Genomic DNA, 26,935 nt, shown 5'->3' with positions numbered 1-26,935 from the left:
ACCCTCCCCCTCCAGGTAGGGCTATCGCATATGGAAATTCCCGAGTCTGTTCCGATACTTGGATTGGTCTTGCGTTGATGTGCCCCATGCAAGTGTTGGAATCGGATGGAGAACAAATCGGAATCGAACCGCGAATGGCGAGCATGCTCGTTCGAACTGTCCGTCGCAGAACCATCGATTCCACGCGGGTTTCTTTCATATGCGATAGCCCTACCCCTCCAGGGGAGGGTAGAAGCTGGGCCGACATCGTCGTCCCGGCGAAAGCACTAGTGCATGCACACATCTTCTGGAGTCTTCTCAAGGACTTGGCTGAAGAACGCAGAGAAATGACGACGTTTAGCTAAGCTGCGCTCGCGAACTTTGGTCATCGCCCCACATCCAAGTCCTTGATTAAGAGTCGGTTTTTCGATCGGAAAAGATGTGTGCATGCCCTTGGGCGAAAGCAGGGACGACACCGAATGCGGATCGGCCGCACCGGCTCCTTTGCATGGGGTTGTTTTCGATATTTTGGCAGTGCCGTCACACCCTCCCCTGGAGGGGGAGGGTGAAGGAGCACTGCGCCCTACAGCATGCTTGGCAGCACGCGATCCGGCGGCTTGTGGGCGTCGAGGAAGGTTCGGATGTTGATGATCACCTTCTCGCCCATCTCGACGCGGCCTTCGATGGTGGCCGAGCCCATGTGGGGCAGCAGCGTCACCTTGCCGGCCCTGGCGAGCCGCACCAGCTTCGGGTTCACCGCGGGCTCGTGCTCATAGACGTCGAGCGCCGCGCCGCCGATATCGCCGGCTTCGATCAGCTTGATCAGCGTGTCCTCGTCGATCACCTCGCCGCGCGCGGTGTTGACGACATAGGCCTCTTTCCGGATCAGCTTGAGCCGCCGCGCCGAGAGCAAATGATAAGTGGCCGGCGTGTGCGGGCAGTTCACCGAGATGATGTCCATCCGCGCCAGCATCTGGTCGAGGCTTTCCCAATAGGTCGCGCCGAGCTCTTCGGCGATCATGGGCGCCACCGGGCGGCGGTTGTGATAGTGGATCTGCAGGCCGAAGGCGCGGGCGCGGCGCGCCACGGCCTGGCCGATACGGCCCATTCCGACGATGCCGAGCCGCTTTCCCCCGATGCGGTGGCCGAGCATCCAGGTCGGCGACCAGCCCGCCCAGTGCTGCTTGCCTTCGGTCAGGATCGAGGCGCCCTCGATCAGCCGGCGCGGCACTGCAAGGATCAGCGCCATGGTCATGTCGGCGGTGTCCTCGGTCAGCACCTTCGGCGTGTTGGTCACCGTGATGCCGCGCGCATGGGCCGCGGCGACGTCGATATTGTCGACGCCGTTGCCGAAATTGGCGATCATCTTCAGCTTGCAGTCGGGCTGGTTGATCACGTCCTCGCGGATCATGTCGGTCACGGTCGGCACCAGCACGTCGGCGGTCTTTACCGCTTCGGCGATCTGTTCCGGCGTCATCGGCGTGTCGTCGAGATTCAGTCTGGCATCGAACAGCTCGCGCATCCGGGTCTCGATCGAGTCCGGCAGCTTGCGGGTGACGACGACGAGAGGCTTTTTCTTCACCGACATGTCCTGCTTTCATGAGGCGCGTGGCTCGCCAAAAACCGAGCCGTTGAGGCCTCATTAACCCGGTTGTCCGACACTGCTGATAGCCGCGTTGTCCCGGCGTTTCCTTCGCGTTTCCTAGGGTTCCCCGATACTTGCCCCGGCTTTCGTCAGGGGAAATTCGGGTGTTCTGGCTCTCAGGCGTTCCGTCCTCTCTAGCAGAAGGCCGGGCCAAGACAAGAACCCCTCGGATCCACGCGGGGGAACGAATGGCGCAGGCGCTGGAAGCCTTCGGGCATGGGTTTGGGTTGCAGCTCGCCGAATGCGGTCGGGCATCCCGGCAGGAGACGAGTTGATGGTCTGGCGTTTCGGTTCATTGGTGGCTCTGGTCGGGAGCATGCTGAGTGCGTCGGTCAGCCCGGGACATTCCGCCAAGGACTTGAGCCCCACCACCAGCGGCCTGCCGATACCGCGCTATGTCAGCCTGAAATCCGATCATGTGAACGTCCGCGGCGGCCCGACCAAGGATAACGACGTCGCCTGGGTCTACACGCGCTCCGGGCTGCCGGTCGAAATCACCGCCGAGTTCGAGAACTGGCGCCGGGTGCGCGATTCCGAAGGCGCCGAAGGCTGGGTCTATCATTCCCTGCTGTCCGGCCGCCGCACTGCGGTCGTCACGATGAAGAACAAGGACGATCTGGCCTCGCTGTACGATCGTCCCGATGCCACCAGCGCCATCGCGGCGCGCCTGCAGGCCGGGGTCGTCGCGCAGGTCAAGAAATGCGCCAATAGCTGGTGCCGGGTCACCGGCAATGGCTTCGACGGCTGGATCGAGCAGCAGCGCCTGTGGGGCGTCTACGCCGACGAGAAGGTGGACTGAGCTTCCTCGTCCCAAACGACAATGGCCGGGACGAGCCCGGCCATCACAACTCAAATCGAACGGTTAAGGCGGTTCAGCGCTTCTTGCGCAGCCGCACGACCATGTCGACGCGGGAGATTTCGTAGCCATCAGGCACATCGGGCATCTTCGACAGCACGAGGTTCGGGTCGGGAATGTCGACCAGCTCGTGATTGTGCTCGAGATAGAAGTGATGATGCGTCGACACGTTGGTGTCGAAATAGGTCTTGGTGCCGTCGACGCTGACCTGGCGCAGCAGGCCGGCGTCCGTCAGCTGGTTGAGCGTGTTGTAGACAGTCGCCAGCGACACCGGAACCTTGGCCAGCGTGGCTTCCTCGTACAGCATTTCAGCGGTCAGGTGGCGGGCACCCTTGCCGAACAGCAGCCAGCCCAGCGCCATGCGCTGACGGGTCGGCCGGAGGCCGGCAGACTGCAGCATCTCGTTGACGTCATGCCACGGGCAGCCGGTCAGGGCAGGGTGGTGCCCAGCGCCCCGGGCAGCCGGGTGCACGGCATCATCGTTCACAGCCGGTACTTCCTCGTTCATGTCCACTCTATGCACCCAACTCAGGCAATATTCCTCATAAATATAAAAAGGATGGCTATCAGATGCAAGTTTTTCGCAACTAGAACGAATCCAAGCTGCGGTAGAAACCTAAGGAGAGACGGCAATTTATCAATGGAATGCCGCTTTGCCGGCCAGTTAACCCTATGTTAGAGAGCGCGCGGACCACATATGCGCTTTCGGCAGAGATAACAGGCCGGTCGCGTACCCAGGTAGCGCCAAGATGCGGGACGGGTTATTCCGGTTCCCGTGGGTAGATTAAGGTCCGACCAAGCAAAAGCGCTTCATCGGGACATCAGAGGTGGATAGAGGATGCTGGATCGGCGCGGCGGTTACGAATACGAGGATTTGCTGGCTTGCGGACGGGGCGAGCTGTTTGGTTCCGGCAACGCCCAGTTGCCGCTGCCGCCGATGCTCATGTTCGATCGCATCAGCGAAATCTCGGAAAATGGCGGCGAGTACGGCAAGGGGCTGGTGCGCGCCGAGCTCGAGGTGAAGCCGGATCTCTGGTTCTTCGGCTGCCATTTCAAGAACGATCCGGTGATGCCGGGCTGTCTCGGCCTCGATGCCATGTGGCAAATGGTCGGCTTTTACCTTGGCTGGATCGGTGGCGAAGGTCGTGGCCGCGCGCTCGGCCTCGGCGAGCTGAAGTTCTCCGGACAGGTGCTGCCGCACGCGCGCAAGGTTGTGTACAACATCGATATCAAGCGCGTGATGCGGTCAAAGCTCGTGCTTGGAATCGCCGACGGGTGGCTTTCCATGGACGGCGAGATTATTTATCGCGCCAAGGACTTGAAGGTCGGATTGTTCAAGCAGGGCACGGTGCCGTCTTGAGCAGGATCATCATGCGGCAACATAAAGGCAGGGCGAGGCGAACATGAGGCGGGTTGTCATCACGGGGATGGGTATTGTCTCGTCCATCGGTAACAACACCCAGGAAGTGCTTGCGAGCCTCTACGAGGCGAAGTCGGGCATTTCACGCGCGGAGAAGGCCGCCGAACTTGGCTTTCGCTCGCAGGTGCACGGCGCGCCGACACTCAATCCCGCCGAGGTGATCGATCGACGCGCGATGCGGTTCCTTGCCGAAGGTGCTGCCTGGAATCACGTCGCCATGGAGCAGGCGATCCGCGACTCCGGCCTCGAGGAGAACGAAGTCTCCAACATCCGCACCGGCATCATCATGGGATCCGGCGGTCCGTCGACGCGCACGCTGGTGGAAGCCGCCGACATCGCGCGCGCCAAGGGCCCGAAGCGCGTCGGTCCGTTCGCGGTGCCGAAGGGAATGTCCTCGACCGCGTCGGCGACGCTCGCGACCTGGTTCAAGATCAAGGGCGTGAACTACTCGATCTCCTCGGCCTGCGCGACGTCGAACCACTGTATCGGCAACGCCTACGAGACGATCCAGATCGGCAAGCAGGACATCATCTTCGCCGGCGGCTGCGAGGAACTCGACTGGACGCTGTCGGTGCTGTTCGACGCCATGGGCGCGATGTCCTCGAAATACAACGACACGCCGGCCACCGCCTCGCGTCCCTACGATCTCAATCGCGACGGCTTCGTCATTGCCGGAGGCGCGGGTGTCGTGGTGCTCGAAGAGCTCGAACATGCCAAGGCGCGCGGCGCGCGAATCTACGGCGAGGTCGTCGGCTACGGCGCGACCTCTGACGGATACGACATGGTGGCGCCGTCGGGCGAAGGCGCCGAGCGCTGCATGCGCATGGCGATGTCGACGGTGGACACGCCGGTCGACTACATCAATCCGCACGCCACCTCGACGCCAGCCGGCGATCCGCCGGAGATCGAGGCGATCCGCAAGGTGTTCGGCACCGGCGACAAGTGCCCGCCGATCTCGGCGACCAAGGCGCTGACCGGCCATTCGCTCGGCGCCACCGGCGTGCAGGAAGCGATCTACTCGCTGCTGATGCTGAACAACGGCTTCGTCTGCGAGAGCGCGCATATCACCGAGCTCGATCCGGTGTTCGCCGACATGCCGATCGTGCGCAAGCGGATCGACAACGCCAAGCTGACGACCGTGCTGTCGAACTCGTTCGGCTTCGGCGGCACCAACGCGACGCTGGTGTTCAGGCGGCTTGACGCGTGATTTCGCCTCTCCTCGCTTGCTGAGGGAGGTCCACAGCCAGCGCATGGGAATATTGCAACGATCCGGAATGGGGTGGGAATGATTATCGAACCGCGCGTGCGAGGCTTCATCTGCACGACGGCACATCCCGTCGGCTGCGCCACCAATGTCCGCGAGCAGATCGCCTACGTTCTGAAGCAGGGCCCGGTCGCCGACTGTCCCAAGCGCGTCGCCGTGCTGGGCTGCTCGACGGGCTACGGCCTCGCGAGCCGCATCGTTGCGACCTTCGCCGGCGGCGCCGATACGATCGGCGTGTCGCTGGAGCGCGAGCCGTCGGAAAAGCGGAGCGCCAGCGCCGGCTGGTACAACAACCGCGCCTTCGAGATCGAGGCCGAGAAGATCGGACGATCTCCGCTTACGCTGGAAGGCGATGCCTTCTCCGACGAGCTGAAGAAAGACTTCATCGAGCGCGTGCGTGAGAAATTCGGTCAGCTCGACATGCTGGTCTACAGCATGGCCGCGCCGGTGCGGACCGATCCCGACACCGGCAAGACCTATCGCTCGGTCATCAAGCCGCTCGGCGCCCCGGTCGAGATCAAGACGCTCGACACAGAGACCGGCGAGGTGTTCCAGACCACGCTCGAACCGGCAAACGAGGAGCAGACTGCGGCTACTGTCGCTGTCATGGGCGGCGACGACTGGAAGCGCTGGATCGACCAGCTCGCCGATGCCGGCGTGCTGGCGCCGGGCTTCCGCACGCTCAACTACACCTATATCGGCAGCGAGCTGACCTGGCCGATCTACTGGAACGGCACGCTCGGTCGCGCCAAGGTCGATCTCGATGCCAAGGCGGAAGCGATCCGCGGCCGGCTCGGTGCGGACGCGGCGCGCGTCGTGGCGCTGAAGGCCGTGGTCACCCAGGCGAGCTCGGCGATTCCGGTGGTGCCGCTCTATGGCACCGTGCTGTTCAAGGTGATGAAGCAGCTCGGGCTGCATGAGGGCTGTATCGAACAGATCGATCGCCTGTTCCGCACCCGGCTCGGCAAGGACGTCGCGCTCGACGATGCGCAGCGCATCCGGGTCGACGATTGGGAGCTTTCGCCCGAAGTGCAGACGGAAGTGTCGCGGCGCTGGCCGCTGCTCACCACCGAGACGCTCGGCGAGCTGGCGGATCTCGGCGAATACAAGAGCCAGTTCTTGCGCCTGTTCGGCTTCGGCATCGACGGCGTCGACTACACGCAGGACGTCGATCCCTGCGTCGTGCCGGGCTAGGCAGCTCCACTGCTTTGTAGCCCGGAGGAGCCAACGGGTCGCGCGAACGCGCGCCCGATGACAGGCTCCGCGAAATCCGGGACCTTTGTCCGCAGAGAGACCGTCCCGGATTGCGCTTCGCTCCATCCGGGCTACGCAAGACCGCGTCTCACCCCGCCGCAATCTTCTCCGCGCGCTGGAATGCGGGCCGCGCCACGCAGCGATCGATATAGGCCTCGAATGACGGCCGCGGCGGCACCATCTTGAAGATGCGCACCGCAAAGTTCAGTCCCGCGCCGATCGCGATGTCGGCGGCGGAGAATTGCTCGCCGAGGATCCACGGTCCCTTCTGCAGCTCGGCATCGAGCACGTCGAACACCTGCGCCGCGCTGCCCCACGCTGCGGTGCTGGTCGGCACCTCGAGCTTGGTGAAGAGCTGGATCAGCGCCGGCTCGATGCAGCTCGGCGAGAAGAACAGCCATTGCAGATAGCGTGCGCGCTTGGGGTCGATCGTGGCCGGCGCGAGCTTCGTCTCGGGATAGCGATCGGCGATATAGGCGCAGATCGCCGCTGCCTCGGCGAGCTGGGCATCGCCGTCGGTCAACGCCGGCACCTTGCCCATCGGGTTGATCTTGAGGAACTCCGGCGACTTCTGCGCGCCGGTGCTGATGTCGGTCAGCACCCGCTCATAAGCCAGGCCGGATTCCTCCAGCAGCCAGATGGCGGAGAATGAGCGCGAGCGCGGCGACCAGTACAGCTTGATCATGAGCTAACCTCCGACGTGTGGTTTGTTCTCCTCCACCGGTAGTGCTTCATCGTGAAGCCGGTCACCGGATTGAGGGATTCTTTCTCGAACAGAAAACCTTCGCGCTCGTACCAGCGCCAGGCTTTGTCATTCTCGCGCACGCATTTCAGCCAGATCTCGTCGGGCATTTGCCGGCGCGTGAAGGCGAGCAGATGGCGCCCGAGGCGCTGGCCCTGATGGCTTGGCGCGATCATCAGCTGGTCGAGCAGCAAGGTCGGCACATGCAGCGCCAGCAAGGCGGCGATGGTGCCGTGATCGTCGGCGACGAACAGGCTCCAGCCGCCGGCGATCTCGCGCGGCAGGCGGGCGCGCAGATCGTTCAACAGGCTCTCGCTCGCTTGCGAGAGCCCGGTCGAGACCCAGCTCTCCATCCAGACGCGCGCGATCACGTCATGTTCGTCGGGGCGGCCAGGGCGGATGGTCGGCAGCGTCATCGTCGATCCCCATGGCGCTCGACACCGGCGGCGCGACGCTCGGACGTAAGGGTGAAAGCCCCGCGATCGTCTCGCGGGCGTTCGAACGTAACGCGGTTCCTGGCGAGCGGCGAGCCCGCGGCTCACACGCCGAGCGTGCCGGCCTTGGCGGCCGCATACCGCTCGGCCACGGCCTTCCAGTTCACCGTGTTCCACCACGCCTTGAGGTAATCGGGCCGGCGGTTCTGGTAGGTCAGGTAATAGGCGTGCTCCCAGACATCGTTGCCGAACAGCGCACGCTTGCCGTCCATGATCGGATTGTCCTGGTTCGGCCGCGTCTCGATCGCGAGCTTGCCGTCCTTGGTCACGGTGACGAACACCCAGCCGGAGCCGAACACGCGTCCGCCGGCGGCATTGAAGTCGGTCTGGAGTTTCTCCATGCCGCCGAGGTCGCGGTCAACAGCGCCGAGCACCTCGCCGTCGGGCTTGCCGCCGTTCGGACCCATGATCTGCCAGAACATCGTGTGGTTGGCGTGGCCGCCCATGTTGTTGCGCACGCCGGTGCGGATCGCCTCCGGCACGCTGCCGAGATTGGCGAGCACGTCGGTGACCGGCTTCTCCGCGATCTGCGGATTGTCCTTGGCGAAATTATTGAGGTTGGTGACATAGGCCTGATGATGCCGGTCGTGATGGATCTCCATCGTCTTGGCATCGATATGCGGCTCCAGCGCATTGGCGGGATAGGCCAGCGGATCAATCTTGAACGGCCCGCCCGGCGCCGGCGTCGCGGCTTGTGCGAATGCGGCGCGTGACGAGGCGGCGGCCGCGGCGATGCCGCCTGCTGCGATGATCAAATGGCGTCGGGACATCGAGGACATCGTGGTTCTCCGTAGTGGGAAAGCGTCCTGATGTTAGGCGCGAGTTGTGAACGGGTTCCAACGGTGCCGGTCACAATGTCGGGTCAAAACCGCGCATGCCGACCAGCGGAGGTTGGTTGGCGCCTGCCTCGACAAACTAAAAAGGGCGGCCACAGGGCCGCCCTTTCGTAGCAATCGATTTGCTTGAGGCTCACTCGCCGGCAGCTTCGCGCGGCGCGGGCGCGTCGGCCTTCTGCTTGGCCTCGAGGTCCTCGCCGGTCTCCTGATCGACCGCCTTCATCGACAGGCGGGTCTTGCCGCGATCGTCGAAGCCGAGCAGCTTGACCTTGACCTTGTCGCCTTCCTTGACGACGTCGGAGGTCTTCTGCACGCGGTTGGCAGCGAGCTGGCTGATGTGGACGAGGCCGTCCTTGGCGCCGAAGAAGTTCACGAACGCGCCGAACTCCATCACCTTGACGACCGTGCCCTCGTAGATCTGGCCGACCTCCGGATCGGAGGCGATCGACTTGATCCACTTGATCGCAGCCTTCATCGCCTCGCCGTCATTGGAGGCGACCTTCACGGTGCCGTCGTCCTCGATGTTGACCTTGGCGCCGGTCTTCTCGACGATCTCGCGGATCACCTTGCCGCCGGTGCCGATCACTTCACGGATCTTGTCGGTGGCGATCTTGAAGGTCTCGATGCGCGGAGCGTATTCGCCGAGTTCGGCGCGCGCCGCGGTGAGGGCCTTGGCCATCTCGCCGAGGATGTGGATGCGCCCTTCCTTGGCCTGGCCAAGCGCAACCTTCATGATCTCCTCGGTAATGCCCTCGATCTTGATGTCCATCTGGAGCGAGGTGATGCCCTGGTCGGTGCCGGCGACCTTGAAGTCCATGTCGCCGAGATGATCCTCGTCGCCGAGGATGTCCGACAGCACCGCGAAGCGCTGACCCTCGAGGATCAGGCCCATGGCGATACCGGCGGTCGGCCGCTTCAGCGGCACGCCGGCGTCCATCAGCGACAGCGAGGCGCCGCAGACCGAGGCCATCGAGGACGAGCCGTTCGACTCGGTGATCTCGGAGACCACGCGGATCGTGTACGGGAACTCGTGGTGCGGCGGCAGCACCGGGTGGATCGCGCGCCAGGCGAGCTTGCCGTGGCCGATCTCGCGGCGCTTGGTGCCGCCGAGGCGACCGGTTTCGCCGACCGAGTAGGGCGGGAAGTTGTAGTGCAGCAGGAACGTTTCCTTGTACGTCCCCGACAGCGCGTCGATGTACTGCTCGTCCTCGCCGGTGCCGAGCGTGGTCACGACCATCGCCTGGGTCTCACCGCGGGTGAACAGCGCCGAGCCGTGGGCGCGCGGCAGCACGCCGGCTTCGGCGATGATGTTGCGCACGGTCTTGGCGTCGCGCCCGTCGATGCGCTTGCCGGTGTCGAGGATGTTCCAGCGAACGATCTTGGCTTCCAGTTCCTTGAACACGCCGGCGACGCGGAGCTTGTCGTATTTCGGCTCCTGGCCTTCCGGGAAGAAGTGCGCCAGCACCTTCTCCTTGACGGCGCCGACCGCGGCATAGCGTTCCTGCTTGACCGGGATCGCGTAGGCCTTGCGCAGCTCCTGCTCGGCAAGGCCAAGCATTTCCTTCTCGATCTCCGAATTGTCGATCGTGGTGACTTCGCGCGGCTCCTTGGCGGCCTTCTCGGCGAGCTCGATGATCGCGTTGATCACCGGCTGGAAGTGGCGGTGGCCGAACATGACCGCGCCGAGCATCACGTCCTCGTTGAGCTCCTTGGCTTCCGACTCGACCATCAGCACGGCGTCGGCGGTGCCGGCGACGACGAGGTCGAGCTGGGTCTCGGTCATCTCGTCCAGCGTCGGGTTGAGGATGAACTCGTCATTGGCAAAACCGACGCGGGCGGCGCCGATCGGACCCTTGAACGGGGCGCCCGACAGCGTCAGCGCGGCGGAGGCGGCGACCAGCGACACGATGTCCGGATCGTTCTCCATGTCGTGCGAGAGCACGGTGACGATCACCTGGGTCTCGTTGCGCCAGCCATCGACGAACAGCGGACGGATCGGACGGTCGATCAGGCGGGAGACCAGCGTCTCCTTCTCGGTCGGACGGCCTTCGCGCTTGAAATAGCCGCCGGGAATGCGGCCCGCGGCGTAGGTCTTCTCCTGGTAGTCGACCGTCAGCGGCAGGAAGTCGACGCCTTCGCGCGGCGCCTTCGCCGCGACGACGGTGGCAAGCACCACGGTCTCGCCGTAGGTCGCCATCACGGCGCCGTCGGCCTGGCGGGCGATCTTGCCGGTTTCTAGTTTGAGGGGACGTCCACCCCAGTCGATCTCGACGGAATGCGAATTGAACATTTCGGTTTCTTTCATGGTTTCACGAAAGCACGGCGCCCTGAAACACAAAGACCATGCCAAGACGGCGAGACACTGACGCGCTGCTGCGGTCAGCATCCGGCGATCCTGCCATGGTCCCTGGATTTCGGATGGCGTCCATCCTTTCGGTCATCTGGGCATCTTGCCCGGTCCAGCGGCCGGATTGCTGCTGGACGCTAGTTGGCATGGCGCGACTGCCATGCTGCGCATGATCATCTTTCGATAATTCGAAAGCCCGGGTTCACGGACGACCATGCGAAAACGCGCGCGAACCTTCGCGCGCGTGCTTCTCAAATCAACGACGGATGTTGTGCTTTTCGAGCAGCGCCTTGTAGCGCGCCTCGTCCTTGCGCTTGATGTAGTCAAGCAGGGAGCGACGCGTCGACACGAGCTTCAGGAGGCCGCGGCGTGAATGGTTGTCCTTCACATGGCTCTTGAAGTGCTCGGTGAGGTTATTGATGCGTTCCGACAGGATCGCGACCTGAACCTCGGGCGAGCCGGTGTCGCCGGCTTTGGTGGCATTCGTCTTGATGACTTCCGCTTTGCGCTCTGCGGTAATCGACATCGTCAGTTACTTTCATTGTTGCGAGCCGGACCGGCAGTCAGTCCGTTCAGGTTGAACACGCGCTTGGGGATGAGTTCGCCATTGCCAATTTCAGCAAGCGCGAGAAGCCGGCCTGCCACCGTGACATAGACTGTGCCGCTAGTATTGGGCGCATCCCGTCCGCGCAACAAAACGGCCTGGCCCCTATGGAGCCTTGCCGCATCAGCCCGTGTGACGGCCAGTGCCGGGATGTCGTCCAGCGCGGTCTCAACGGGCAAAAGCGCGTCGGCGAGGCTGCCCTCGCCAGACGCGGCTCTATTGCATAAAGCCTCCAACTGTTCCAGCGGAATCATGTCCGCCTCGGTAAACGGACCGACCAGGGTCCGCCGCAGGGCGCAGATATGGCCGAAACAGCCCAGAATCCGGCCCATATCGCGGGCCAAGGCGCGGACATAGGTTCCCTTGCCGCACTCGGCCTCGAACACGGATTGTCCGTTATCTCCATGTTCTACAAGGGTTAATTCGTGAATCTCGACCGGGCGGGGCTTCAGTTCCACGGTCTCGCCGTCGCGCGCCAGATCGTAGGCCCGCTCGCCCTGCACCTTGATTGCCGAATATTGCGGCGGGATCTGCTCGATCACCCCGGTGAAGCGCGGCAGCAGCTCGCGGATCGAATCGGCGCTCGGCCGGTTCTCGCTGGTCCGGACCGGCCGGCCCTCGGTGTCGTCAGTGTCGCGCTCCTCGCCCCAGCACACCGTGAAGCGGTAGCGCTTGCGGCCGTCCATCACGAACGGCACCGTCTTGGTGGCCTCGCCGAGCGCAATCGGCAGCCCGCCGGAGGCAAGCGGGTCGAGGGTGCCGGCATGGCCGGCGCGCTTGGCCTGGAACAGGCGCTTGAGCACGGCAACCGCCTGCGTCGAGGTCATCCCGATCGGCTTGTCGAGCACCACCCAGCCATGGACATCACGCTTGTCGCGGCGCGGCTGCTGGTTCTGCCTGCCCTGCTTCTGGCGCGGGTCGTTGTTGGTGCGGCGCGCATCGTCGCTGCGCTGCCCGGCAAAAGCATCCCGCTCAGCGTCGCGCGCGTCGGTATCCTTCGCGTCGATCACGCTGCTGGTCGTCATCACAGTCATCACTCGTCGTCCGAATCGGGTGCAAGGTCTCGCTGCACCGCAGGTGTCCGCAGTAGTTTCTCGATGCGCTCCGCCTCGTCGAACCGCTCGTCGACGCGGAAGCGAATGTCGGGTGCAAATTTCAGGTTGACGCGGTGCGCGATCTCGCCGCGAAGGAACTTCTTGTTGCGCTCGAGCGCAGATATCACCGTGTCGGTGTCGCGGCCGCCGAGCGGCATCACGTAGATCGTCGCGAGCTTCAGGTCCGGCGACATACGCACCTCGGGCACGGTGATGATGTGGCCTTCGAGATCGGGATCGTGTACCTCACCCTGCGACAGAATCTCGGCAACCGCATGGCGAACCGTTTCGCCGACGCGCAGCTGACGTTGCGAGCCGCCGGGGCTGGAACTCTTCTTTTGACGGGGCATGACCTTCTTCCAAAACCGTCGCGCCCGCAGGCCGTGGCCGCGGGCATCAATGTCCTGACTTTGCTTTCAATCGGGCAATGCGCTGGTGGCCGGACCAAAGTCCGGCCACGTCGGCGCATTTTCAGTTAAATGGACCCAACGCTTCGTAAGATTTGGACTTACAGAGAGCGCTGGATCGTCTCGATGCGGTAACATTCGATCACGTCGCCGACACGCATGTCGCCGTAGTTCTCGAATGCCATGCCACACTCCTGGCCGGAGACCACTTCCTTCACTTCATCCTTGAAGCGCTTCAGCGTCGACAGCTTGCCTTCGTGCACCACGACGTTGTCGCGGATCAGGCGAACGTTGGCGCCGCGTTCCACGGTGCCGTCGGTGACGCGGCAGCCCGCGACCTTGCCGACCTTGGAAATGTTGAACACTTCCAGGATCTGCGCGTTGCCCAGCATGGTTTCGCGCAGCGTGGGCGCGAGCAGGCCGGACATCGCCTTTTTGATGTCATCCACGAGGTCGTAGATGATGTTGTAGTAGCGGATCTCGATGCCGTTGCGCTTGGCCGCGGCCGCCGCTTCCTTGTTGGCGCGGACCGAGAAGCCGATGATCGCGGCGTTGAAGCCTTCCGCCAGCGTGACGTCGGATTCCGAGATGCCGCCGACGCCGGCATGCAGGATGCGGGCGGCGACTTCGTCGGTGCCGAGCTTCTCGAGCGAGCCCAGGATCGCTTCCAGCGAGCCCTGCACGTCGGCCTTGACGATCAGCGGGAACTCCTTGCGGCCCGCGGTCTTGAGCTGCGACATCATCTGCTCGAGCGAGCCGCGCATGCCGGAGATCGAGGCCGCGGCGTTCTCGCGCTTCTGGTGCGCGCGGTAGCTCGTGACCTGGCGGGCGCGGGCTTCGTTCTCGACGACGGCGAGACGGTCGCCGGCTTCCGGCGGGCCGTTGAAGCCGAGCACCTCGACCGGCACGGACGGGCCGGCCTCTTCGAGATTCTCGCCCTGGTCCGAGATCAGCGCGCGGACGCGGCCCATCTCGGCGCCGGCCACGATGATGTCGCCGACGCGCAGCGTGCCGCGCTGCACCAGCACGGTCGCGACCGGACCGCGGCCGCGATCGAGCTTGGCTTCGATCACGGTGCCTTCCGCCGGACGCTCCGAATTGGTCTTCAGGTCGAGGATTTCGGCCTGCAGCGCGATCATCTCGAGCAGCTTGTCGAGATTGGTCTTGTTCTTCGCCGAGACTTCGACGTCGACGACGTCGCCGCCGAGCGATTCGACCTGCACCTCGTACTGCAGCAATTCGGTGCGCACGCGCTCCGGCCGCGCATCGGGCTTGTCGATCTTGTTGATCGCCACGATCATCGGCACCTTGGCCGCCTTGGCGTGGTTGATCGCTTCGATCGTCTGCGGCATCACGCCGTCATCGGCCGCGACCACCAGCACAACGATGTCGGTGACCTTGGCGCCGCGGGCGCGCATCGCGGTGAACGCGGCGTGGCCGGGCGTGTCGATGAAGGTGATCTTGGTGCCGGTCTCCGGCGAGGTCACCTGATAGGCGCCGATATGCTGGGTGATGCCGCCGGCTTCGCCCGACACCACATTGGCGTGGCGCAGCGCGTCGAGCAGCGAGGTCTTGCCGTGGTCGACGTGACCCATGACGGTGACGACAGGCGAGCGCGGCTCGGTATCGGTGGAATTGTCGACGACGTCGAACAGGCCTTCTTCCACGTCCGACGCGGCGACGCGCTTGACGCTGTGGCCGAGCTCTTCGGCGATCAGCTGCGCGGTGTCGGCGTCGATCACGTCGGTGATCTTGTGCATCGCGCCCTGCTTCATCAGCATGCGGATGACGTCGACCGCGCGCTCCGACATGCGGTTCGCGAGTTCCTGGATCGTGATCGCTTCCGGGATGGTGACTTCGCGGATCAGCTTTTCCTTGGGCTCGTTCGACGCATGGCCCTTCAGGCGCTGGGTGCGGCGGCGGAACGAGGCGATCGAGCGCTCGCGGACGTCGTCGGCGTTGAGCGCAGTGGTCAGAGTGAGGCGGCCGCGCTCCTTCTGCGGACCGGGTTTGTGGGTGGTCTTCGGAGCCGCGACGGGGCGCACGGCGCCGCCGGGGCGGCGCACCATGCGCGGACCTTCGTCTTCGTCGGGCCCGGCCGCAACCGCCGCCGGCCTCGGCGCAGAGGCCGGTGTGCGCGCGGTTGTCGTGGTCGTCGGGCGTGATGCGGGTGCACGGGCGGCCGGAGCAGATGCAGCAGGTGCGGGTGTCGCGGGCCTGGCCGGTGCAGCGACGGGCGCCGCGCCGGGCTTGGCCTCGCCTTCGCCGAAGCGGCGCTTGGCCTCGACCTCGGCCTTGCGCTTGGCCTCTTCCTCGTGGCGGTGACGTTCCTCTTCCGCCTTGCGGCGGGCCTCGGCGGCCTCGCGCTCTGCCTTCTCCGCAGCTTCGCGGACGGCACGGCGCTTGGCTTCCTCTTCGGCCTGGCGGCGCTCCTCGATGTCGCGCTGCCGTGCATCGGCCAGCGCGCTGGCACGCGCGGAACGCTCGTCTTCAGTCAGGGTCGGCAGCACCACGCCGGAGCGGGTGTTGCGCTGTTGCTGGCCGGGAGGCGGCCCCGAAGGGCGGCCCTGCGGCGGCCGGGGGGCGGGCGCCGCGGGCTTTGCAACCACGGGCTCCGGCGCGTGCGCCTCGCCGGGACCATCGCCACCGACGCGGCGCTTGCCGCGCTTCTCGACCACGACCTGCTTGGTCCGGCCGTGGCTGAAGCTCTGGCGCACGGTGCCCGTCTCGACGCGCGGCTTCAGCGACAACGTCTTGCTCGGGACACTCAGAGTCTTGTCGCCAGGGGTCTTGGTATCAACCATTCAGCAGTCCTAATCTCGTTTCGCTGTGCGTCCGCCGCACAAATCGTTCAACCTGTCGTCGTTTGCTGAGCATGATCCGGTCGGAAAGACGGCGTCCGCCTTCCTGGATCAGGCTCTGGAATTTCTGGCCGCTTCGGCGGTCTTGTCGTCGTCGGCCATCCGGTATCGGACCAGCATCTGGCAGCGCGACAGGAACGTCTTGCTCGCTGGGCCCGCGAGCAGCGCAGCATGTATCACATTTGACCGCCCAAGTGCCAAATCCAATTCTTCCGACGTCAAAACATTGACGACGGCGATTACCGGCGTTTCACCACGTTTTTCGCCCCTTTGCCTGACGATCGCGTCCAATTTGCGGATTCCGTCCGCTGCGCCGTCGGAAGCGTGGATCAGGGCTGCAGTTTCGTTCCGGTTGAGTGCGTCCTCGACCTTGCCGAAGCCTGCGACGACCTGACCGGCCTTGGCGGCCATCGCCAGGGCCTCGGTGACGCTGCGCACCAAGAGTGCGTCGGTGTCGGTGGGAAGGGTCGGCGCGACACGGACATCGCGCTTGAATCCCTTGCTAAATTGGTGACGGCGGACCGCTTCCGCAACGCTCCGCCGCGACGCGGAAACCCATAATCCGCGGCCGGGCAGCTTGCGCTTCAGATCCGGGATCACCTCGCCCGTGGGCGCGACGACGAACCGGATCAGCTCGTCGATCGGACGCACCTCGCGGCTGACCGCGCACATCCGCGTGGTCGCGGACTTCTGCGTCCGCGGCCCATCGTCGAGATCGGGGTCAGCCTGAGCGAGCATCCGTGGGCCATCTCCTTACGACGCCGCTGTTTCTGCTTCGGCGGCGTCAGCCTCCTCGGCAGGCTTGGCGAGGTCGGCCTCGGTGATCCAGCCGGCCTTCAGGCGGGCCTGCATGATCATGGCCTCGGCCTCGTCGCGCGAGATCTCGATGCCATCGAGGAACCCGGCATGCTTGGTCGGCTCGCCGCCTTCCTTGCGCTCGGTCCAGCCGACCAGATCGTCGGTGGCGCAGCCGGCGAGGTCCTCGACCGTCTTCACGTCGTTCTCGCCAAGCTTCACCAGCATCTTGCCGGTGATGCCGGGGACGTCCTTCATGGCGTCCTCGACGCCGAGTTCCTTGCGCTTGGCTTCCAGCTCGGCCTCGAGCTGTTCCAGATATTCGCGGGCGCGGGTCTGCAGCTCGGTCGCGGTTTCCTCGTCGAAACCTTCGATGCCGGCGAGTTCCTTGACGTCGACCAGCGCGAGTTCCTCGACCGAGGTGAAGCCTTCGGAGGCGAGCAGCTGGCCGACCACTTCGTCGACATTGAGCGCTTCCATGAACACGCGGGTCGAGTTCTCGAAGTCGGCCTGGCGGCGCTCCGACTCTTCCTGCTCGGTCAGGATGTCGATGTCCCAGCCGGTCAGCTGCGAGGCGAGGCGAACGTTCTGGCCGCGGCGGCCGATCGCCAGCGAAAGCTGGTTGTTGGTGTCGGGAACCACGACCTCGATGCGCTCGCGGTCTTCGTCGATCACGACCTTGGCGACTTCAGCGGGCGCCAGCGCGTTGACGACGAAGGTCGCGATGTCCGGCGACCACGGAATGATGTCGATCTTCTCGCCCTGCAGCTCGTTCACCACGGCCTGCACGCGCGAGCCGCGCATGCCGACGCAGGCGCCGACCGGGTCGACCGAGGAATCGCGCGAGATGACGCCGATCTTGGCGCGCGAGCCCGGATCGCGGGCGACCGCCTTGATCTCGACGATGCCGTCATAGATTTCCGGCACTTCCTGCGCGAACAGCTTCGCCATGAACTGCGGATGGGTGCGCGACAGGAAGATCTGCGGACCGCGGGTCTCGCGGCGGACGTCGAAGATATAGGCGCGGACGCGGTCGCCGTTGCGGAACACTTCGCGCGGCAGCATCTCGTCGCGGCGCACGATCGCCTCGCCACGGCCGAGGTCGACGATCACGCTGCCATATTCGACGCGCTTGACGATGCCGTTGACGATGTCGCCGATGCGGTCCTTGAATTCCTGGTACTGCCGGTCGCGCTCGGCCTCGCGCACCTTCTGCACGATCACCTGCTTGGCGGACTGCGCCGCGATGCGGCCATATTCGAGCGGCGGCAGCGTGTCGGCGATGGTGTCGCCGACCTGGGCGCCCGGATTGGCGCGCTGCGCGTCGAACAGCGAAATCTGGTTGGAGGAGTTCTCGACAACGTCGACCACCAGCATGTGGCGGGTCAGCCGCAGCTCGCCCTTCTTGGCGTCGATCTCGGCATGGACGTCGGTCTCGCTGCCGTAGCGGGCGCGAGCGGCCTTGGCGATGGCGTCTTCCATCGCCGCGATCACGATGGAGCGGTCGATCGACTTTTCGCGCGCAACTGCGTCTGCGATCTGCAGCAGTTCGAGTTTGTTGGCGCTGACTGCCATGGCTTAGTCTCCTTCGAATGGATCGATCTCGCCACGGCGCGCGCGCTCGGCGGCCAGGCGGTGCTTTTTCGTGTTGGTCGGAGCCGGCTTCTTGCCGGTCGTGTGACCAGGCTTGTGATCGGGCTTGGGTTTCGGCTTCTGGCTCTTCGCCGGATCGCTCTTCTTGGCGTGGGCCGGCTGCGGCGGCGCGAGGCCGAGCTCGCGGCGCAGCTCGCGCTCGGCGGCCTTGCCGCGGCGCATCGATTCCTCGATCAGCTCGTCGGTCAGCACCAGCCGCGCATCCGAGATGTCTTCCATCACCAGCAGAACCTCGGCATCCTCGGTGGGACGCGGATCGTCGCGCGTGACGCGCACCGCATTGCCCTCGACCCCGGCAAGCAGTCCGCGGAACCGCTTGCGGCCCTGATGCGGCACCGCCATCTCGATCTTCACGAGATGCCCGGTGTAGCGCTCGAAATCGGAGCGGCGCACCAGCGGGCGGTCGATGCCGGGCGACGAAATCTCCAGCCGGTAGGCGCGCTCGATCGGGTCGGCGACATCGAGCACCGGCGACAGTGCGCGCGAGATCGCCTCGCAATCCTCGAGCTGCATCGAGCCGTCGGGGCGTTCCGCCATGATCTGCACGGTGCAGCCGGCGTCGCCCGAAACCTTGATGCGCACCAGGCGATAGCCCATGCCCTGCAGCACCGGCACTGCGACCGCGGCGACGCGCGCCGCGACCCCGGGCTCGACGACGAGCCTGGGCTCGGCGAGCAGTTCGGTGTCCACGGACGTGGCGGTCGGGTCGGTCATATCGAGTGTCAAAGGCTGTCTTAGGTTTTCTTGGGTCTAGAGGCTGGGTCTGTTGTGTTGTTCAGGTGGCCTTAAGGGGCCGCTAACGCTACCCAAACTGGACTCGGCCTCGCTGGGTCCCGTCAGGTAATAAAAAAGAGCGGGTCCCGGGGGGCCCACTCTCCTACGCGATCGTATGAGATACCATAAGTTGCGGTGGATATAGCCCTTTTGCCGGGGTCCGGCAAGGCCTCCCTTCCCGGCGGAGGGCGATTTTGCCCCTCCCCGGGTACAGGTTTGACCTAACCCTCCGTTTACGAACGGGGCCATAGATTGCCGAAAATCGGCAGAAGTCGCCGGTTGGACAAGGCTCATGACGACAGCCCCCGCGCTGATCCCGGAACTCGACGACATCGTTCGCCGCGGCGACCCCAAGCGCCGCGCCGAGGCCGCGCGGCGGCTCGGCGAATTGTTCCTGCAGGGTGCCGCGAGCTTTCGCCCCGACCATATCGACCTGTTCGACGGGGTGCTGACCAGCCTGGTGCCGCATGCCGAGCTTGCGGCGCGGATCGATCTCGCCGAACGGCTCGCGCCGCTTGCAAACGCGCCGCGCCATCTGGTCGGGCAACTCGCCCGCGAGGACGAGGTCGCGATCGCGGGGCCGGTGCTGCGCCGATCGCCGGTGATCGACGAGAAGGTGCTGGTCGAGATCGCCAATGCCAAGGGCCAAGGTCATCTGCTTGCAATGGCCGAGCGGTCGAAGCTTTCGACCGCGCTGACCGATGTCATCGTCCGCCGCGGCGATCGCGACGTGATCCGATGCGCGGCCGGCAATGCGGGCGCCGCGTTCTCGGATGCGTCCTTTTCGACGCTGGTGCGGCGCGCCGGCCAGGACGGCGTGCTGACCTTGCGGATCGGGCGCCGCGACGATCTCCCGCCCGCGCATTTGAAGAACCTGCTGGCCGGTTCGATCGACGTGATCCGCCGCCGCTTGCAAGTCGTCGCCAAGCCGGAACGGCAGGCCGAGATCAAGCTGGCGATGAGCGAGATCGAAGGCGTCGTCGCGCAGGTCGAGGGGCGCGATTTCGCCGCCGCGCAGCGCGCGATCATGGCGCTGCATCGCGCCGGCGAACTGAACGAGGCTGCGGTGGCAGGCTTCGCAAAGGCCTTCAAATATGAGGAATGCGTCGCCGCGCTCGCCGCGATGACCGCCGTGAAGATCGTCACGCTCGATCGCCTGATCGCCGGCGACCGCTACGACCCGATCCTGATCGCCAGCAAGACGGTCGGCTTCGAATGGCCAACCGTGCGTGCCCTGATCCTGATGCGGCTCGGGCCGAACCGCGTGCCGTCACCGGCCGATATCGAAGGTGCGCGGGTGAACTTCACTCGCCTGATGCCGTCGACTGCGCAGCGCGTCGTGGATTTCTGGAAGTCGCGATAGTTCAGGCGCCAATATTCGAACCCGTCATCCTGAGGAGCGCCGCAGGCGCGTCTCGAAGGATGCACGGCCGCGCTGTTGCAGTCGGGCCGTCGTGCTTCGAGACGGCCGCTGTGCGGCCTCCTCAGCATGACGGATCACAATGCGTGCTTCCCAAACCCAAAATCGTTCCGCTATGCTTTCCGCAAGGCGCGACACAGCGCCAACGGGGAGATTGCCATGCTGACGGACGCCGATATCCAATCGCACGCCGAGCGGATCCGCGATGACGGATACACCGTGATCGAGCGCGCCGCCTCGCCTGACCTGGTCGAGGGATTGAAGGCGGCGGTCGAGCGGATCGAGCGCGAGCATAATCTCGGCCTTGCCCGGACATCGTTCGAAGGCTTCAAGACGCTGCGCATCAACAACCTCCTGACCTATGACGAGCTGTTCTGGGAGGTGCCGCTGCACGAGAACGTGCTGCCGGTGGTCGAGCGCGTGCTGGACCGGGAATGCCTGCTGTCGTCGTTCTGCTCGCTGGTGCTCGGCTCCGGCCAGGAGGCACAGCCGATTCACGAAGACACCCAATTGATCCCGCTGCCGCGGCCGCACATTCCGATCACGATCAATGCGATCTGGGCGCTGTCCGATTTCCGCGACGACAATGGCGCGACGCGGATCATTCCGGCGAGCCACAAATTCGATTCGTCGCCGGAATACGGCAAGGATTACGACGCGGTCACCGCGACCATGCCGGCGGGCAGCGTGATGTTGTTCGACTCTGCGCTGTGGCATGGCGGCGGCGCCAACACGAGCGATGCGCGGCGCTTCGCGTTCTCCTGCGCCTATTGCTGGGGCTGGATGCGGCAGCAGGAGAACCTGCAGCTCGGCATTCCCCGCGAGACCGCGGCGCGCTTTCCGCGCCGCTTGCAGGAATTGTGCGGATATAGCGTCTACAAGGGCCAGTTCGGCCACATCGACAACCACGATCCGATCGAACTGCTCGGCCGCGAGCGCGGCAAGCGCATGGTGTGGGAGGCGACCGACGTCAGGAAGGCGCGCATGGCGGAGCAGGGATAGCAGTTTCCGTCATTCCGGGGCTCGCGTAGCGCGAACCCGGCATCCATTTCTCAGCTTGCGCATGTGGCCTGATGGATTCCGGGTTCGTGCTTCGCACGCCCCGGAATGACGAGCCTTAGGGCAACCGCTTGAACCGCAGATATGCCGCCTTGCGGCCTTCGCGCTCGGCCTTGGCGCCGTAGCGCGTCATCGTGTAGTTCGGCCACGGCTCGAGCCAGTCGGTCGCGCGCTCGGCGAGCCAGGCGAAGTCGGGCGAGCGCATCAGATGCGCGAGCGTCCACGCGCAGTAATCGTCGATGTCGCTGACGAAGCGGAATTCACCGCCGGGCGGAAGCAGCCGCGTCATTGCGGCGACTGTTGCATCCTGCACGAAGCGCCGCTTCCAGTGCCGCCGCTTCGGCCAGGGATCGGGATGGATCAGGTCGATGCGCGTGAGCGAGCGCGCTGGCGCCCAGGCCAATAGCTCGGCGGCGTCGCCGGCGAACAGGCGGATGTTGCCGATATTCAGCGCCTCGATCTGAGTCAGGATCTTCGCCATCCCGTTGACGTAGGGCTCGCAGCCGATGAAGCCCGTATTCGGAAACGCCTGGGCTTCTGCGATCAGGTGCTCGCCGCCGCCGAAGCCGATCTCGAGCCTGACATTCGTGGTGCCGTTATCGAACAATTCGGTCAGCGCCTCGGGCGCCGGCACCGCGATGTCGATCGAAAGATGTGGCAGCAGATTGTCGATCAGGTCCGCCTGGTGCGAACGCAGTCTGTGGCCCTTGCGCCGGCCGAAGAACGAGCCGCGCGAATGGGCCATCGCGCCGTCCTCCGGGGAATCGCGATCGCTGGTGTCGTTCGGAGCCGGTGTCATCGCAGCGTCTGATAGAGCCGGTAGAGCAGGCGCGCGCGCGGCTCGATCGAGGAGATATAGAGCTGCTCGTAATGGGTGTGCGCGCCCTTGCCGTCGACGCCGAGGCCGTCGAGCGTTGCAGTATGCGGTGCGGTGAAGTTGCCGTCGGAGCCGCCGCCGGTGAACACATCGAGCAGCTCGAAGCCGAGTTCGCCTGCAAGCTCCCTGGCGTGCTCGTAGAGCGCGGCGCCGGCGTTGCTCTTCTCGTAGGGCGGGCGGTTCAATTCCCCGGTCACCTTCACGCTGACGCCCTCGGTGCGCGAGGTGATGCCGAGGATCTTCGGCACCAGCTCGTCGGCGTCGGCCATCGACGGCACCCGCATGTCGACTTCCGCATAGGCCTCTTCGGCGATCACGTTCGGCTTGGTGCCGCCGCGGACCACGCCGACATTGACGGTGACGCCGCGCTTGAGATCGTTCATCGCCTCCAGCGTCTGGATCACATTGCCGAGCTCCCGGATCGCGCTGCGGCCGTCTTCGGGGCGCGTGCCGGCATGCGCGGGCGCGCCCTTGATGTGCACGTCGAACCGGGCCACGCCCTTGCGCCCGGTGACGATCTTGCCGCCGTCACGCGCCGGCTCGGTCACCAGCACGTATTTGGCCTTGCGTCCCTCGGCCTCGATCAGCGCGCGCGAGGTCGGGCTGCCGATCTCTTCGTCCGAGACGTAGAGCTGGGTGATGCCGAGCGGCGGGCGCGCGTCATCGGCGCAGACCTGCCGGAACGCATGATAGGCGAGATAGGCGCCGCCCTTCATGTCGTAGATGCCCGGACCGAACGCGCTGTCGCCTTCGATCTTGAATGGTAACCGTTCGATGAATCCCATCGGATGAACTGTGTCGAGATGGCTCAGCACCAGAATGCCCGGAGCGTCCTGTCCCCAGGACGAGCGCGTGACCAAATGATCGCCGCAGCCGTCGCGTCCCGCAACGCGGTCGACGGTGGCCGGCAGGTCGCGATATTCAGCCGCGACGAGGTCAGCCAGTCTGTTGACCTGGTCCGGCCGCTCGGTCGGAGATTCGATTTCGACCCAGCGGCGAATGCCGTCGAGGATATCAGCGGTTTCGAACGGGTTGCTGGACATGCTGTTGTCGTCGCTCAGGAATTGCGTTGTCATTCAGCGCACGCCTTAACGTACGCCGGAATGACATATTCCAGATTTGACGATCTCTCAAACGGATAAGGCTGGATCAGACCTGTTCGGCCGCCTCGCGCGCCGCGATCTGCTCGACCAGTTCGACGATGCTGCGGCGGAGCTTGGCGTCCGCGATTCGCGTGAACGCGCGGGTCAGGGCCAGGCCTTCGGCGGTTGCCAGAAAGTCGGACACATAGGCCGGCGAGGAGCCCTCGCTGAAGCCGTCAGCGGTCTTGACGCCACTCGGGCCGCCGTCGAACAGGAAAGAGACCGGCACCTGCAGGATCTCGGAGATCTGCTGCAGTCGGCTCGCGCCGACACGGTTGGTGCCCTTCTCGTATTTCTGCACCTGCTGGAACGTCAGGCCTAACGCCTCGCCCAGTTTTTCCTGGCTCATGCCGAGCATGATGCGTCGCATACGGACGCGGCTGCCGACATATTTGTCAACAGGATTGGGCGCTTTGGTGGACATCTCCAACTCTCCTAAGGGATTGCGCGCCCGGGGGGGGTGAGGCAAGTTGGACGTGGAGTATGCCTCAGGCGCCGGTGCCGTCAAATCCTGCAAGGAGGATCGGGACGAAATGCGGACAATTTGCGCAAAGGGGCTGACTTGGCTTGTGATTTCGCGTGGACCCGTACAATGCGAAGTGCACGGTCGATCTGTCAACTGGTGGAATCGCGCTGAGGTGAATTTCGACGTTTTTTCGGGTTCGGCGACAACCGGCGATATGCAGGATCAGGCTTTTCGCCTGACAAAACGTCTCCGCGATACGATTGCGAGGGCAACCAACACAATCACAGCGGCCGGGATGTTCCCGGCACGCACATAGATCGTCGGCGCGACCGCGGCCGGCAGGCCGGCATCGAGCACGCCTTCGACGCCGAGCCCGAGTTGCGCGACGATCCGCCCGAGCGGGTCGATGATGGCCGAGATGCCCGTATTCGCGGCACGCACCAGCGGCAGGCCTTCCTCGATCGAGCGCAGCCGGGCCTGCTGCAAATGCTGATAAGGGCCGGTCGAGATTCCGAACCAGCCGTCATTGGTGACGTTGACGATCCAGCCGGGACGATCGTCGCGGCTCACGACATTGCCGGGAAAGATCGCCTCGTAGCAGATCAAGGGCAGCGCGCGCGGCGCATTGGGAATGTCGAGCGTGCGGCGGATCGTGCCGGGAATGTAGCCGCCCTGCACCTTGGTGAGCTGCACGAGGCCGAGCTTCTCCATCCAGTCCTGGAACGGCAGATATTCGCCGAACGGCACAAGGTGCAGCTTGTCGTAGACCGCGAGCACGCTGCCGTCGTGGTCGATGACGTAGATCGAATTATAGGCGCGCGTGATGCGGACGTTCGGTGGCAGATCGGGTGCGCGCACCGAGCCGGTGATTAGCACGGTTCCCTTCGGCAGCAGATCGGCGATCTGCGCCATCGCGTCGGCTTCCTTGGTCAGGAAGAACGGAAACGCGGATTCCGGCCAGATCAGGATGGTGGCGTCGCTCACGCCGGTCGAATGCGGCCCGGAGGCGCGATCCGACAGAGTGAGATATTTCTGCATCACCGCCGCCTTGGCGGAGTAGTTGAACTTGGCGTCCTGCTGCAGATCGGGCTGCATGATGCGCAGCTTGACCCCGCTGACCATGCTGGTCGGCTGCTGCGAGAGGCGGAATGCGCCGAATGCCAGCATCGCCGCGAGGACCAGCACCGCGGCCACCGGCGCACGCCACGGCTTGCGGCCGCGCGAGGCGCCGTCGATCAGCACGGCCGGGCTTGCGAAGATCGCGACGGCCAGGAACGTCATGCCCCACAGCCCGATCAGCGATGCGGTCTGCGCGAGCGCCAGCGGCTCGGTTAGCGCGTAGCCGAAGGCATTCCACGGAAAGCCGCTGAGGAGGTGGCCGCGCAGCCACTCAGAGATCGTCAGGCTGACCGCCAGCGCGAGCACGCGTGAGGCGTCGCGCGGCCAGATCAGCCGCGCCAGCGCGAAGCCGAAGGCGGTGAACAAAGCGAGATAGGCAGGCAGACCGAGCACCGCGAACGGCGTCAGCCAGGCGAAGGTGTCGGCATCGACGAAGAAGGCGTAGCCGATCCAGTACAGTCCCGGCACGAAATAGCCGAGGCCGAACCAGAAGCCGGATAGCGCTGCGGCGGGTATGCCGCGCCCGCGCCCGGCAGCAGCGCCGTCGATCAGCCAGACCGCGATCGAAAACGTCAGGAACAGTACCGGCCAGGCGTTGAACGGCGCCATCGCCAGCGAGGACAACGCGCCGGCTGCGAGCGCGAGCACCGCGCGCTTCCATCCCCAGGTCAAAATGATCGCAAGCCCGACCGAGCGGAGTTTGTCTGACAGCCTCACTGCGGACCGGCTCCCTCGCCGGGCGGCGGCATGTTGTCATTCGCCTGCGGGTTGCCGGAGTCCGGTGCCTGCTCGCGGCGCCGCTCGCGTTCCTTGCGCGGTGCCGGCCGTTCCTTGCGTGTCGTGACCCGCACGCGCTTGACCCGCCGCGGATCGGCGTCGAGCACTTCGACCTCGTAATTGCCGGGACCGGAAATCACCTCGCCGCGCACCGGCAGGCGGCCGACGAACGAGACGAGATAGCCGCCCAGCGTCTCGACCTCCTCGCCGGCCTCGCCGGTCACGAAGTCTTCGCCGATCACCGAGCGGACATCGTCGAGGCTGGCGCGTGCGTCGGCAATGAAGGAGTTGTCCGGCTGGCGGACGATGGACGGCGGCTCGTCGGAATCGTGCTCGTCGTCGATCTCGCCGACGATCTGCTCGACAATGTCCTCGATCGACACCAGCCCGTCGGTGCCGCCATATTCGTCGACCACCAGCGCGAGATGGATGCGCGAGGCCTGCATTTGCGCCAAGAGGTCGATCGCGCGCATCGACGGCGGGATGTAGAGCAGCTTGCGGATGATATGGGCTTCGGCCAGCGGCAGCGCGAGATCGACGCTGCGCAGATCGAGCCCGGCCGGGAATGGCTTCTTGCGCTTCGTCTTGGTCGCATCGGTGACGCGCGCCTTCGCGGTCATGAAGGCGAGCAGGTCGCGGATGTGCACCATGCCCTCGGGATCGTCGAGGGTCTCGTTGTAGACGACGAGCCGCGAATGCGCGGCGCTCTCGAACAGGCTCATCAATTCGCCGAGCGGGATGTCGCGCTTGACCGCGACGATGTCGGCGCGGTGCACCATGACGTCGGCGATCCGCCGCTCGTTCAGCGACAGGATGTTGCGCAGCATGGTGCGCTCGATCGCCGAGAAGCCGACATCGTCGGGCGTCGAGGCGTCGAGCACCACCTGAAGATCGTCGCGCACCGAGCCGGCCTTCCAGCCGAACAGCGTGCGGATCGCGCGCACCAGCCAGCCTTCGGCGGCCGGGCGCTGCACCTCGCCGTCGTGCACCACCGCGGGCAGGTTGCTCACGTTGCGCGGATTGTCGTGGGTCGGTTCGGAATCCGGCATG

General features: G+C 65.0%; 24 protein-coding genes. 6 read left to right on the top strand and 18 right to left on the bottom strand.

What is annotated here, in order from left to right; genetic code table 11:
- Nucleotides 1-562: 562 nt before the first annotated feature.
- Nucleotides 563-1,567 (bottom strand): 2-hydroxyacid dehydrogenase, encoded by a 1,005-nt coding sequence (locus AKN84_RS37355; RefSeq protein ID WP_050425405.1) that lies wholly within the window; start codon nucleotides 1,565-1,567, stop codon nucleotides 563-565.
- Nucleotides 1,568-1,898: 331 nt separating this feature from the next.
- On the opposite strand from AKN84_RS37355, the gene AKN84_RS37350 reads away from it, so the two are divergent.
- Complete coding sequence (locus AKN84_RS37350; protein WP_430649964.1) at nucleotides 1,899-2,423, top strand: SH3 domain-containing protein; 525 nt, start codon at nucleotides 1,899-1,901, stop codon at nucleotides 2,421-2,423.
- 73 nt (nucleotides 2,424-2,496) lie between these two features.
- Here the strand turns inward: AKN84_RS37350 and irrA are convergent, their stop codons facing one another.
- Entirely contained in the window at nucleotides 2,497-2,988 is a 492-nt protein-coding gene (gene irrA, locus AKN84_RS37345) for an iron response transcriptional regulator IrrA (protein WP_050425403.1), read from the bottom strand.
- 330 nt (nucleotides 2,989-3,318) lie between these two features.
- Here irrA and fabA point away from each other — a divergent pair, with 330 nt between their 5' ends.
- From fabA to fabV, 3 genes are all read left to right on the top strand, one after another.
- Nucleotides 3,319-3,840 carry a 3-hydroxyacyl-[acyl-carrier-protein] dehydratase FabA gene (gene fabA / locus AKN84_RS37340; protein WP_050425402.1) on the top strand — a complete coding sequence of 174 codons (522 nt, stop codon included), beginning with the start codon at nucleotides 3,319-3,321 and terminating at the stop codon, nucleotides 3,838-3,840.
- Nucleotides 3,841-3,883: 43 nt separating this feature from the next.
- Nucleotides 3,884-5,107 (top strand): beta-ketoacyl-ACP synthase I, encoded by a 1,224-nt coding sequence (gene fabB, locus AKN84_RS37335; protein ID WP_050425401.1) that lies wholly within the window; start codon nucleotides 3,884-3,886, stop codon nucleotides 5,105-5,107.
- A 78-nt stretch (nucleotides 5,108-5,185) separates the two neighbouring features.
- The gene (gene fabV / locus AKN84_RS37330; RefSeq protein WP_050425400.1) at nucleotides 5,186-6,358 is read left to right on the top strand and encodes an enoyl-ACP reductase FabV; all 1,173 of its coding nucleotides are present in this window, start codon (nucleotides 5,186-5,188) and stop codon (nucleotides 6,356-6,358) included.
- 148 nt (nucleotides 6,359-6,506) lie between these two features.
- On the opposite strand, the gene AKN84_RS37325 is transcribed toward fabV, so the two are convergent.
- The 11 genes from AKN84_RS37325 to rimP form a co-directional block, all read right to left on the bottom strand.
- The gene (locus AKN84_RS37325) at nucleotides 6,507-7,103 is read right to left on the bottom strand and encodes a glutathione S-transferase family protein (RefSeq protein ID WP_050425399.1); all 597 of its coding nucleotides are present in this window, start codon (nucleotides 7,101-7,103) and stop codon (nucleotides 6,507-6,509) included.
- Nucleotides 7,100-7,576, bottom strand: coding sequence for a GNAT family N-acetyltransferase (locus AKN84_RS37320; RefSeq protein ID WP_050425398.1), 477 nt, complete (start codon nucleotides 7,574-7,576; stop codon nucleotides 7,100-7,102). Before AKN84_RS37320 ends, AKN84_RS37325 begins: the two co-directional genes overlap by 4 nt.
- A 122-nt stretch (nucleotides 7,577-7,698) precedes the next feature.
- On the bottom strand, nucleotides 7,699-8,433 hold the full coding sequence (locus tag AKN84_RS37315) for a superoxide dismutase (protein WP_050425397.1): 735 nt from the start codon (nucleotides 8,431-8,433) through the stop codon (nucleotides 7,699-7,701).
- 190 nt (nucleotides 8,434-8,623) lie between these two features.
- Entirely contained in the window at nucleotides 8,624-10,780 is a 2,157-nt protein-coding gene (gene pnp / locus AKN84_RS37310; protein WP_050425408.1) for a polyribonucleotide nucleotidyltransferase, read from the bottom strand.
- Between the two features lie 313 nt (nucleotides 10,781-11,093).
- Complete coding sequence (rpsO, locus tag AKN84_RS37305) at nucleotides 11,094-11,363, bottom strand: 30S ribosomal protein S15 (protein WP_050406190.1); 270 nt, start codon at nucleotides 11,361-11,363, stop codon at nucleotides 11,094-11,096.
- A 2-nt stretch (nucleotides 11,364-11,365) separates the two neighbouring features.
- Nucleotides 11,366-12,475, bottom strand: coding sequence for a tRNA pseudouridine(55) synthase TruB (gene truB, locus AKN84_RS37300; protein WP_050425396.1), 1,110 nt, complete (start codon nucleotides 12,473-12,475; stop codon nucleotides 11,366-11,368).
- Nucleotides 12,475-12,885 carry a 30S ribosome-binding factor RbfA gene (gene rbfA / locus AKN84_RS37295; protein ID WP_028343913.1) on the bottom strand — a complete coding sequence of 137 codons (411 nt, stop codon included), beginning with the start codon at nucleotides 12,883-12,885 and terminating at the stop codon, nucleotides 12,475-12,477. The genes truB and rbfA overlap by 1 nt, the downstream gene beginning before the upstream one ends.
- 158 nt (nucleotides 12,886-13,043) lie before the next feature.
- Entirely contained in the window at nucleotides 13,044-15,746 is a 2,703-nt protein-coding gene (gene infB, locus AKN84_RS37290) for a translation initiation factor IF-2 (protein ID WP_050425395.1), read from the bottom strand.
- 108 nt (nucleotides 15,747-15,854) lie between these two features.
- Nucleotides 15,855-16,541: an RNA-binding protein gene (locus tag AKN84_RS37285; protein WP_050425394.1), complete on the bottom strand. Its 687-nt coding sequence runs from the start codon at nucleotides 16,539-16,541 to the stop codon at nucleotides 15,855-15,857.
- 15 nt (nucleotides 16,542-16,556) lie between these two features.
- Nucleotides 16,557-18,173 carry a transcription termination factor NusA gene (gene nusA / locus AKN84_RS37280; protein WP_050425393.1) on the bottom strand — a complete coding sequence of 539 codons (1,617 nt, stop codon included), beginning with the start codon at nucleotides 18,171-18,173 and terminating at the stop codon, nucleotides 16,557-16,559.
- Nucleotides 18,174-18,176: 3 nt separating this feature from the next.
- Complete coding sequence (gene rimP, locus AKN84_RS37275; protein WP_050425392.1) at nucleotides 18,177-18,965, bottom strand: ribosome maturation factor RimP; 789 nt, start codon at nucleotides 18,963-18,965, stop codon at nucleotides 18,177-18,179.
- A gap of 352 nt (nucleotides 18,966-19,317) precedes the next feature.
- Here rimP and AKN84_RS37270 point away from each other — a divergent pair, with 352 nt between their 5' ends.
- On the top strand, nucleotides 19,318-20,388 hold the full coding sequence (locus AKN84_RS37270; RefSeq protein WP_050425391.1) for a DUF2336 domain-containing protein: 1,071 nt from the start codon (nucleotides 19,318-19,320) through the stop codon (nucleotides 20,386-20,388).
- A gap of 216 nt (nucleotides 20,389-20,604) precedes the next feature.
- Nucleotides 20,605-21,447 (top strand): phytanoyl-CoA dioxygenase family protein, encoded by an 843-nt coding sequence (locus AKN84_RS37265; protein WP_050425390.1) that lies wholly within the window; start codon nucleotides 20,605-20,607, stop codon nucleotides 21,445-21,447.
- 115 nt (nucleotides 21,448-21,562) lie between these two features.
- Here the strand turns inward: AKN84_RS37265 and trmB are convergent, their stop codons facing one another.
- The 5 genes from trmB to AKN84_RS37240 all read right to left on the bottom strand — a co-directional run bounded on the left by trmB (nucleotide 21,563) and on the right by AKN84_RS37240 (nucleotide 26,934).
- Nucleotides 21,563-22,303 (bottom strand): tRNA (guanosine(46)-N7)-methyltransferase TrmB, encoded by a 741-nt coding sequence (gene trmB, locus AKN84_RS37260; RefSeq protein WP_050425389.1) that lies wholly within the window; start codon nucleotides 22,301-22,303, stop codon nucleotides 21,563-21,565.
- Complete coding sequence (locus AKN84_RS37255) at nucleotides 22,300-23,424, bottom strand: M20 family metallopeptidase (RefSeq protein ID WP_050425407.1); 1,125 nt, start codon at nucleotides 23,422-23,424, stop codon at nucleotides 22,300-22,302. The genes trmB and AKN84_RS37255 overlap by 4 nt, the downstream gene beginning before the upstream one ends.
- Before the next feature lie 106 nt (nucleotides 23,425-23,530).
- Nucleotides 23,531-23,947 (bottom strand): helix-turn-helix domain-containing protein, encoded by a 417-nt coding sequence (locus AKN84_RS37250; protein WP_021082652.1) that lies wholly within the window; start codon nucleotides 23,945-23,947, stop codon nucleotides 23,531-23,533.
- Nucleotides 23,948-24,211: 264 nt separating this feature from the next.
- Nucleotides 24,212-25,825, bottom strand: a complete 1,614-nt coding sequence (lnt, locus tag AKN84_RS37245; RefSeq protein ID WP_050425388.1) for an apolipoprotein N-acyltransferase — start codon at nucleotides 25,823-25,825, stop codon at nucleotides 24,212-24,214.
- Entirely contained in the window at nucleotides 25,822-26,934 is a 1,113-nt protein-coding gene (locus AKN84_RS37240; RefSeq protein WP_050425387.1) for a hemolysin family protein, read from the bottom strand. The genes lnt and AKN84_RS37240 overlap by 4 nt, the downstream gene beginning before the upstream one ends.
- Between the last annotated feature and the right edge of the window lies 1 nt (nucleotide 26,935).

The sequence above is a fragment of the Bradyrhizobium tropiciagri genome (assembly GCF_001189845.1).
Lineage (GTDB): Bacteria > Pseudomonadota > Alphaproteobacteria > Rhizobiales > Xanthobacteraceae > Bradyrhizobium > Bradyrhizobium tropiciagri.
This window is presented reverse-complemented; position numbering and strand designations above follow the sequence as displayed.

Bases quoted from the DNA above. Each gene is read 5' to 3' on its own strand.
- AKN84_RS37355 (WP_050425405.1), bottom strand. From the start codon at position 1,567: ATGTCGGTGAAGAAAAAGCCTCTCGTCGTCGTCACCCGCAAGCTGCCG.
- AKN84_RS37350 (WP_430649964.1), top strand. From the start codon at position 1,899: ATGGTCTGGCGTTTCGGTTCATTGGTGGCTCTGGTCGGGAGCATGCTG.
- irrA (WP_050425403.1), bottom strand. From the start codon at position 2,988: ATGAACGAGGAAGTACCGGCTGTGAACGATGATGCCGTGCACCCGGCT.
- fabA (WP_050425402.1), top strand. From the start codon at position 3,319: ATGCTGGATCGGCGCGGCGGTTACGAATACGAGGATTTGCTGGCTTGC.
- fabB (WP_050425401.1), top strand. From the start codon at position 3,884: ATGAGGCGGGTTGTCATCACGGGGATGGGTATTGTCTCGTCCATCGGT.
- fabV (WP_050425400.1), top strand. From the start codon at position 5,186: ATGATTATCGAACCGCGCGTGCGAGGCTTCATCTGCACGACGGCACAT.
- AKN84_RS37325 (WP_050425399.1), bottom strand. From the start codon at position 7,103: ATGATCAAGCTGTACTGGTCGCCGCGCTCGCGCTCATTCTCCGCCATC.
- AKN84_RS37320 (WP_050425398.1), bottom strand. From the start codon at position 7,576: ATGACGCTGCCGACCATCCGCCCTGGCCGCCCCGACGAACATGACGTG.
- AKN84_RS37315 (WP_050425397.1), bottom strand. From the start codon at position 8,433: ATGTCCTCGATGTCCCGACGCCATTTGATCATCGCAGCAGGCGGCATC.
- pnp (WP_050425408.1), bottom strand. From the start codon at position 10,780: ATGTTCAATTCGCATTCCGTCGAGATCGACTGGGGTGGACGTCCCCTC.
- rpsO (WP_050406190.1), bottom strand. From the start codon at position 11,363: ATGTCGATTACCGCAGAGCGCAAAGCGGAAGTCATCAAGACGAATGCC.
- truB (WP_050425396.1), bottom strand. From the start codon at position 12,475: ATGACTGTGATGACGACCAGCAGCGTGATCGACGCGAAGGATACCGAC.
- rbfA (WP_028343913.1), bottom strand. From the start codon at position 12,885: ATGCCCCGTCAAAAGAAGAGTTCCAGCCCCGGCGGCTCGCAACGTCAG.
- infB (WP_050425395.1), bottom strand. From the start codon at position 15,746: ATGGTTGATACCAAGACCCCTGGCGACAAGACTCTGAGTGTCCCGAGC.
- AKN84_RS37285 (WP_050425394.1), bottom strand. From the start codon at position 16,541: ATGCTCGCTCAGGCTGACCCCGATCTCGACGATGGGCCGCGGACGCAG.
- nusA (WP_050425393.1), bottom strand. From the start codon at position 18,173: ATGGCAGTCAGCGCCAACAAACTCGAACTGCTGCAGATCGCAGACGCA.
- rimP (WP_050425392.1), bottom strand. From the start codon at position 18,965: ATGACCGACCCGACCGCCACGTCCGTGGACACCGAACTGCTCGCCGAG.
- AKN84_RS37270 (WP_050425391.1), top strand. From the start codon at position 19,318: ATGACGACAGCCCCCGCGCTGATCCCGGAACTCGACGACATCGTTCGC.
- AKN84_RS37265 (WP_050425390.1), top strand. From the start codon at position 20,605: ATGCTGACGGACGCCGATATCCAATCGCACGCCGAGCGGATCCGCGAT.
- trmB (WP_050425389.1), bottom strand. From the start codon at position 22,303: ATGACACCGGCTCCGAACGACACCAGCGATCGCGATTCCCCGGAGGAC.
- AKN84_RS37255 (WP_050425407.1), bottom strand. From the start codon at position 23,424: ATGTCCAGCAACCCGTTCGAAACCGCTGATATCCTCGACGGCATTCGC.
- AKN84_RS37250 (WP_021082652.1), bottom strand. From the start codon at position 23,947: ATGTCCACCAAAGCGCCCAATCCTGTTGACAAATATGTCGGCAGCCGC.
- AKN84_RS37240 (WP_050425387.1), bottom strand. From the start codon at position 26,934: ATGCCGGATTCCGAACCGACCCACGACAATCCGCGCAACGTGAGCAAC.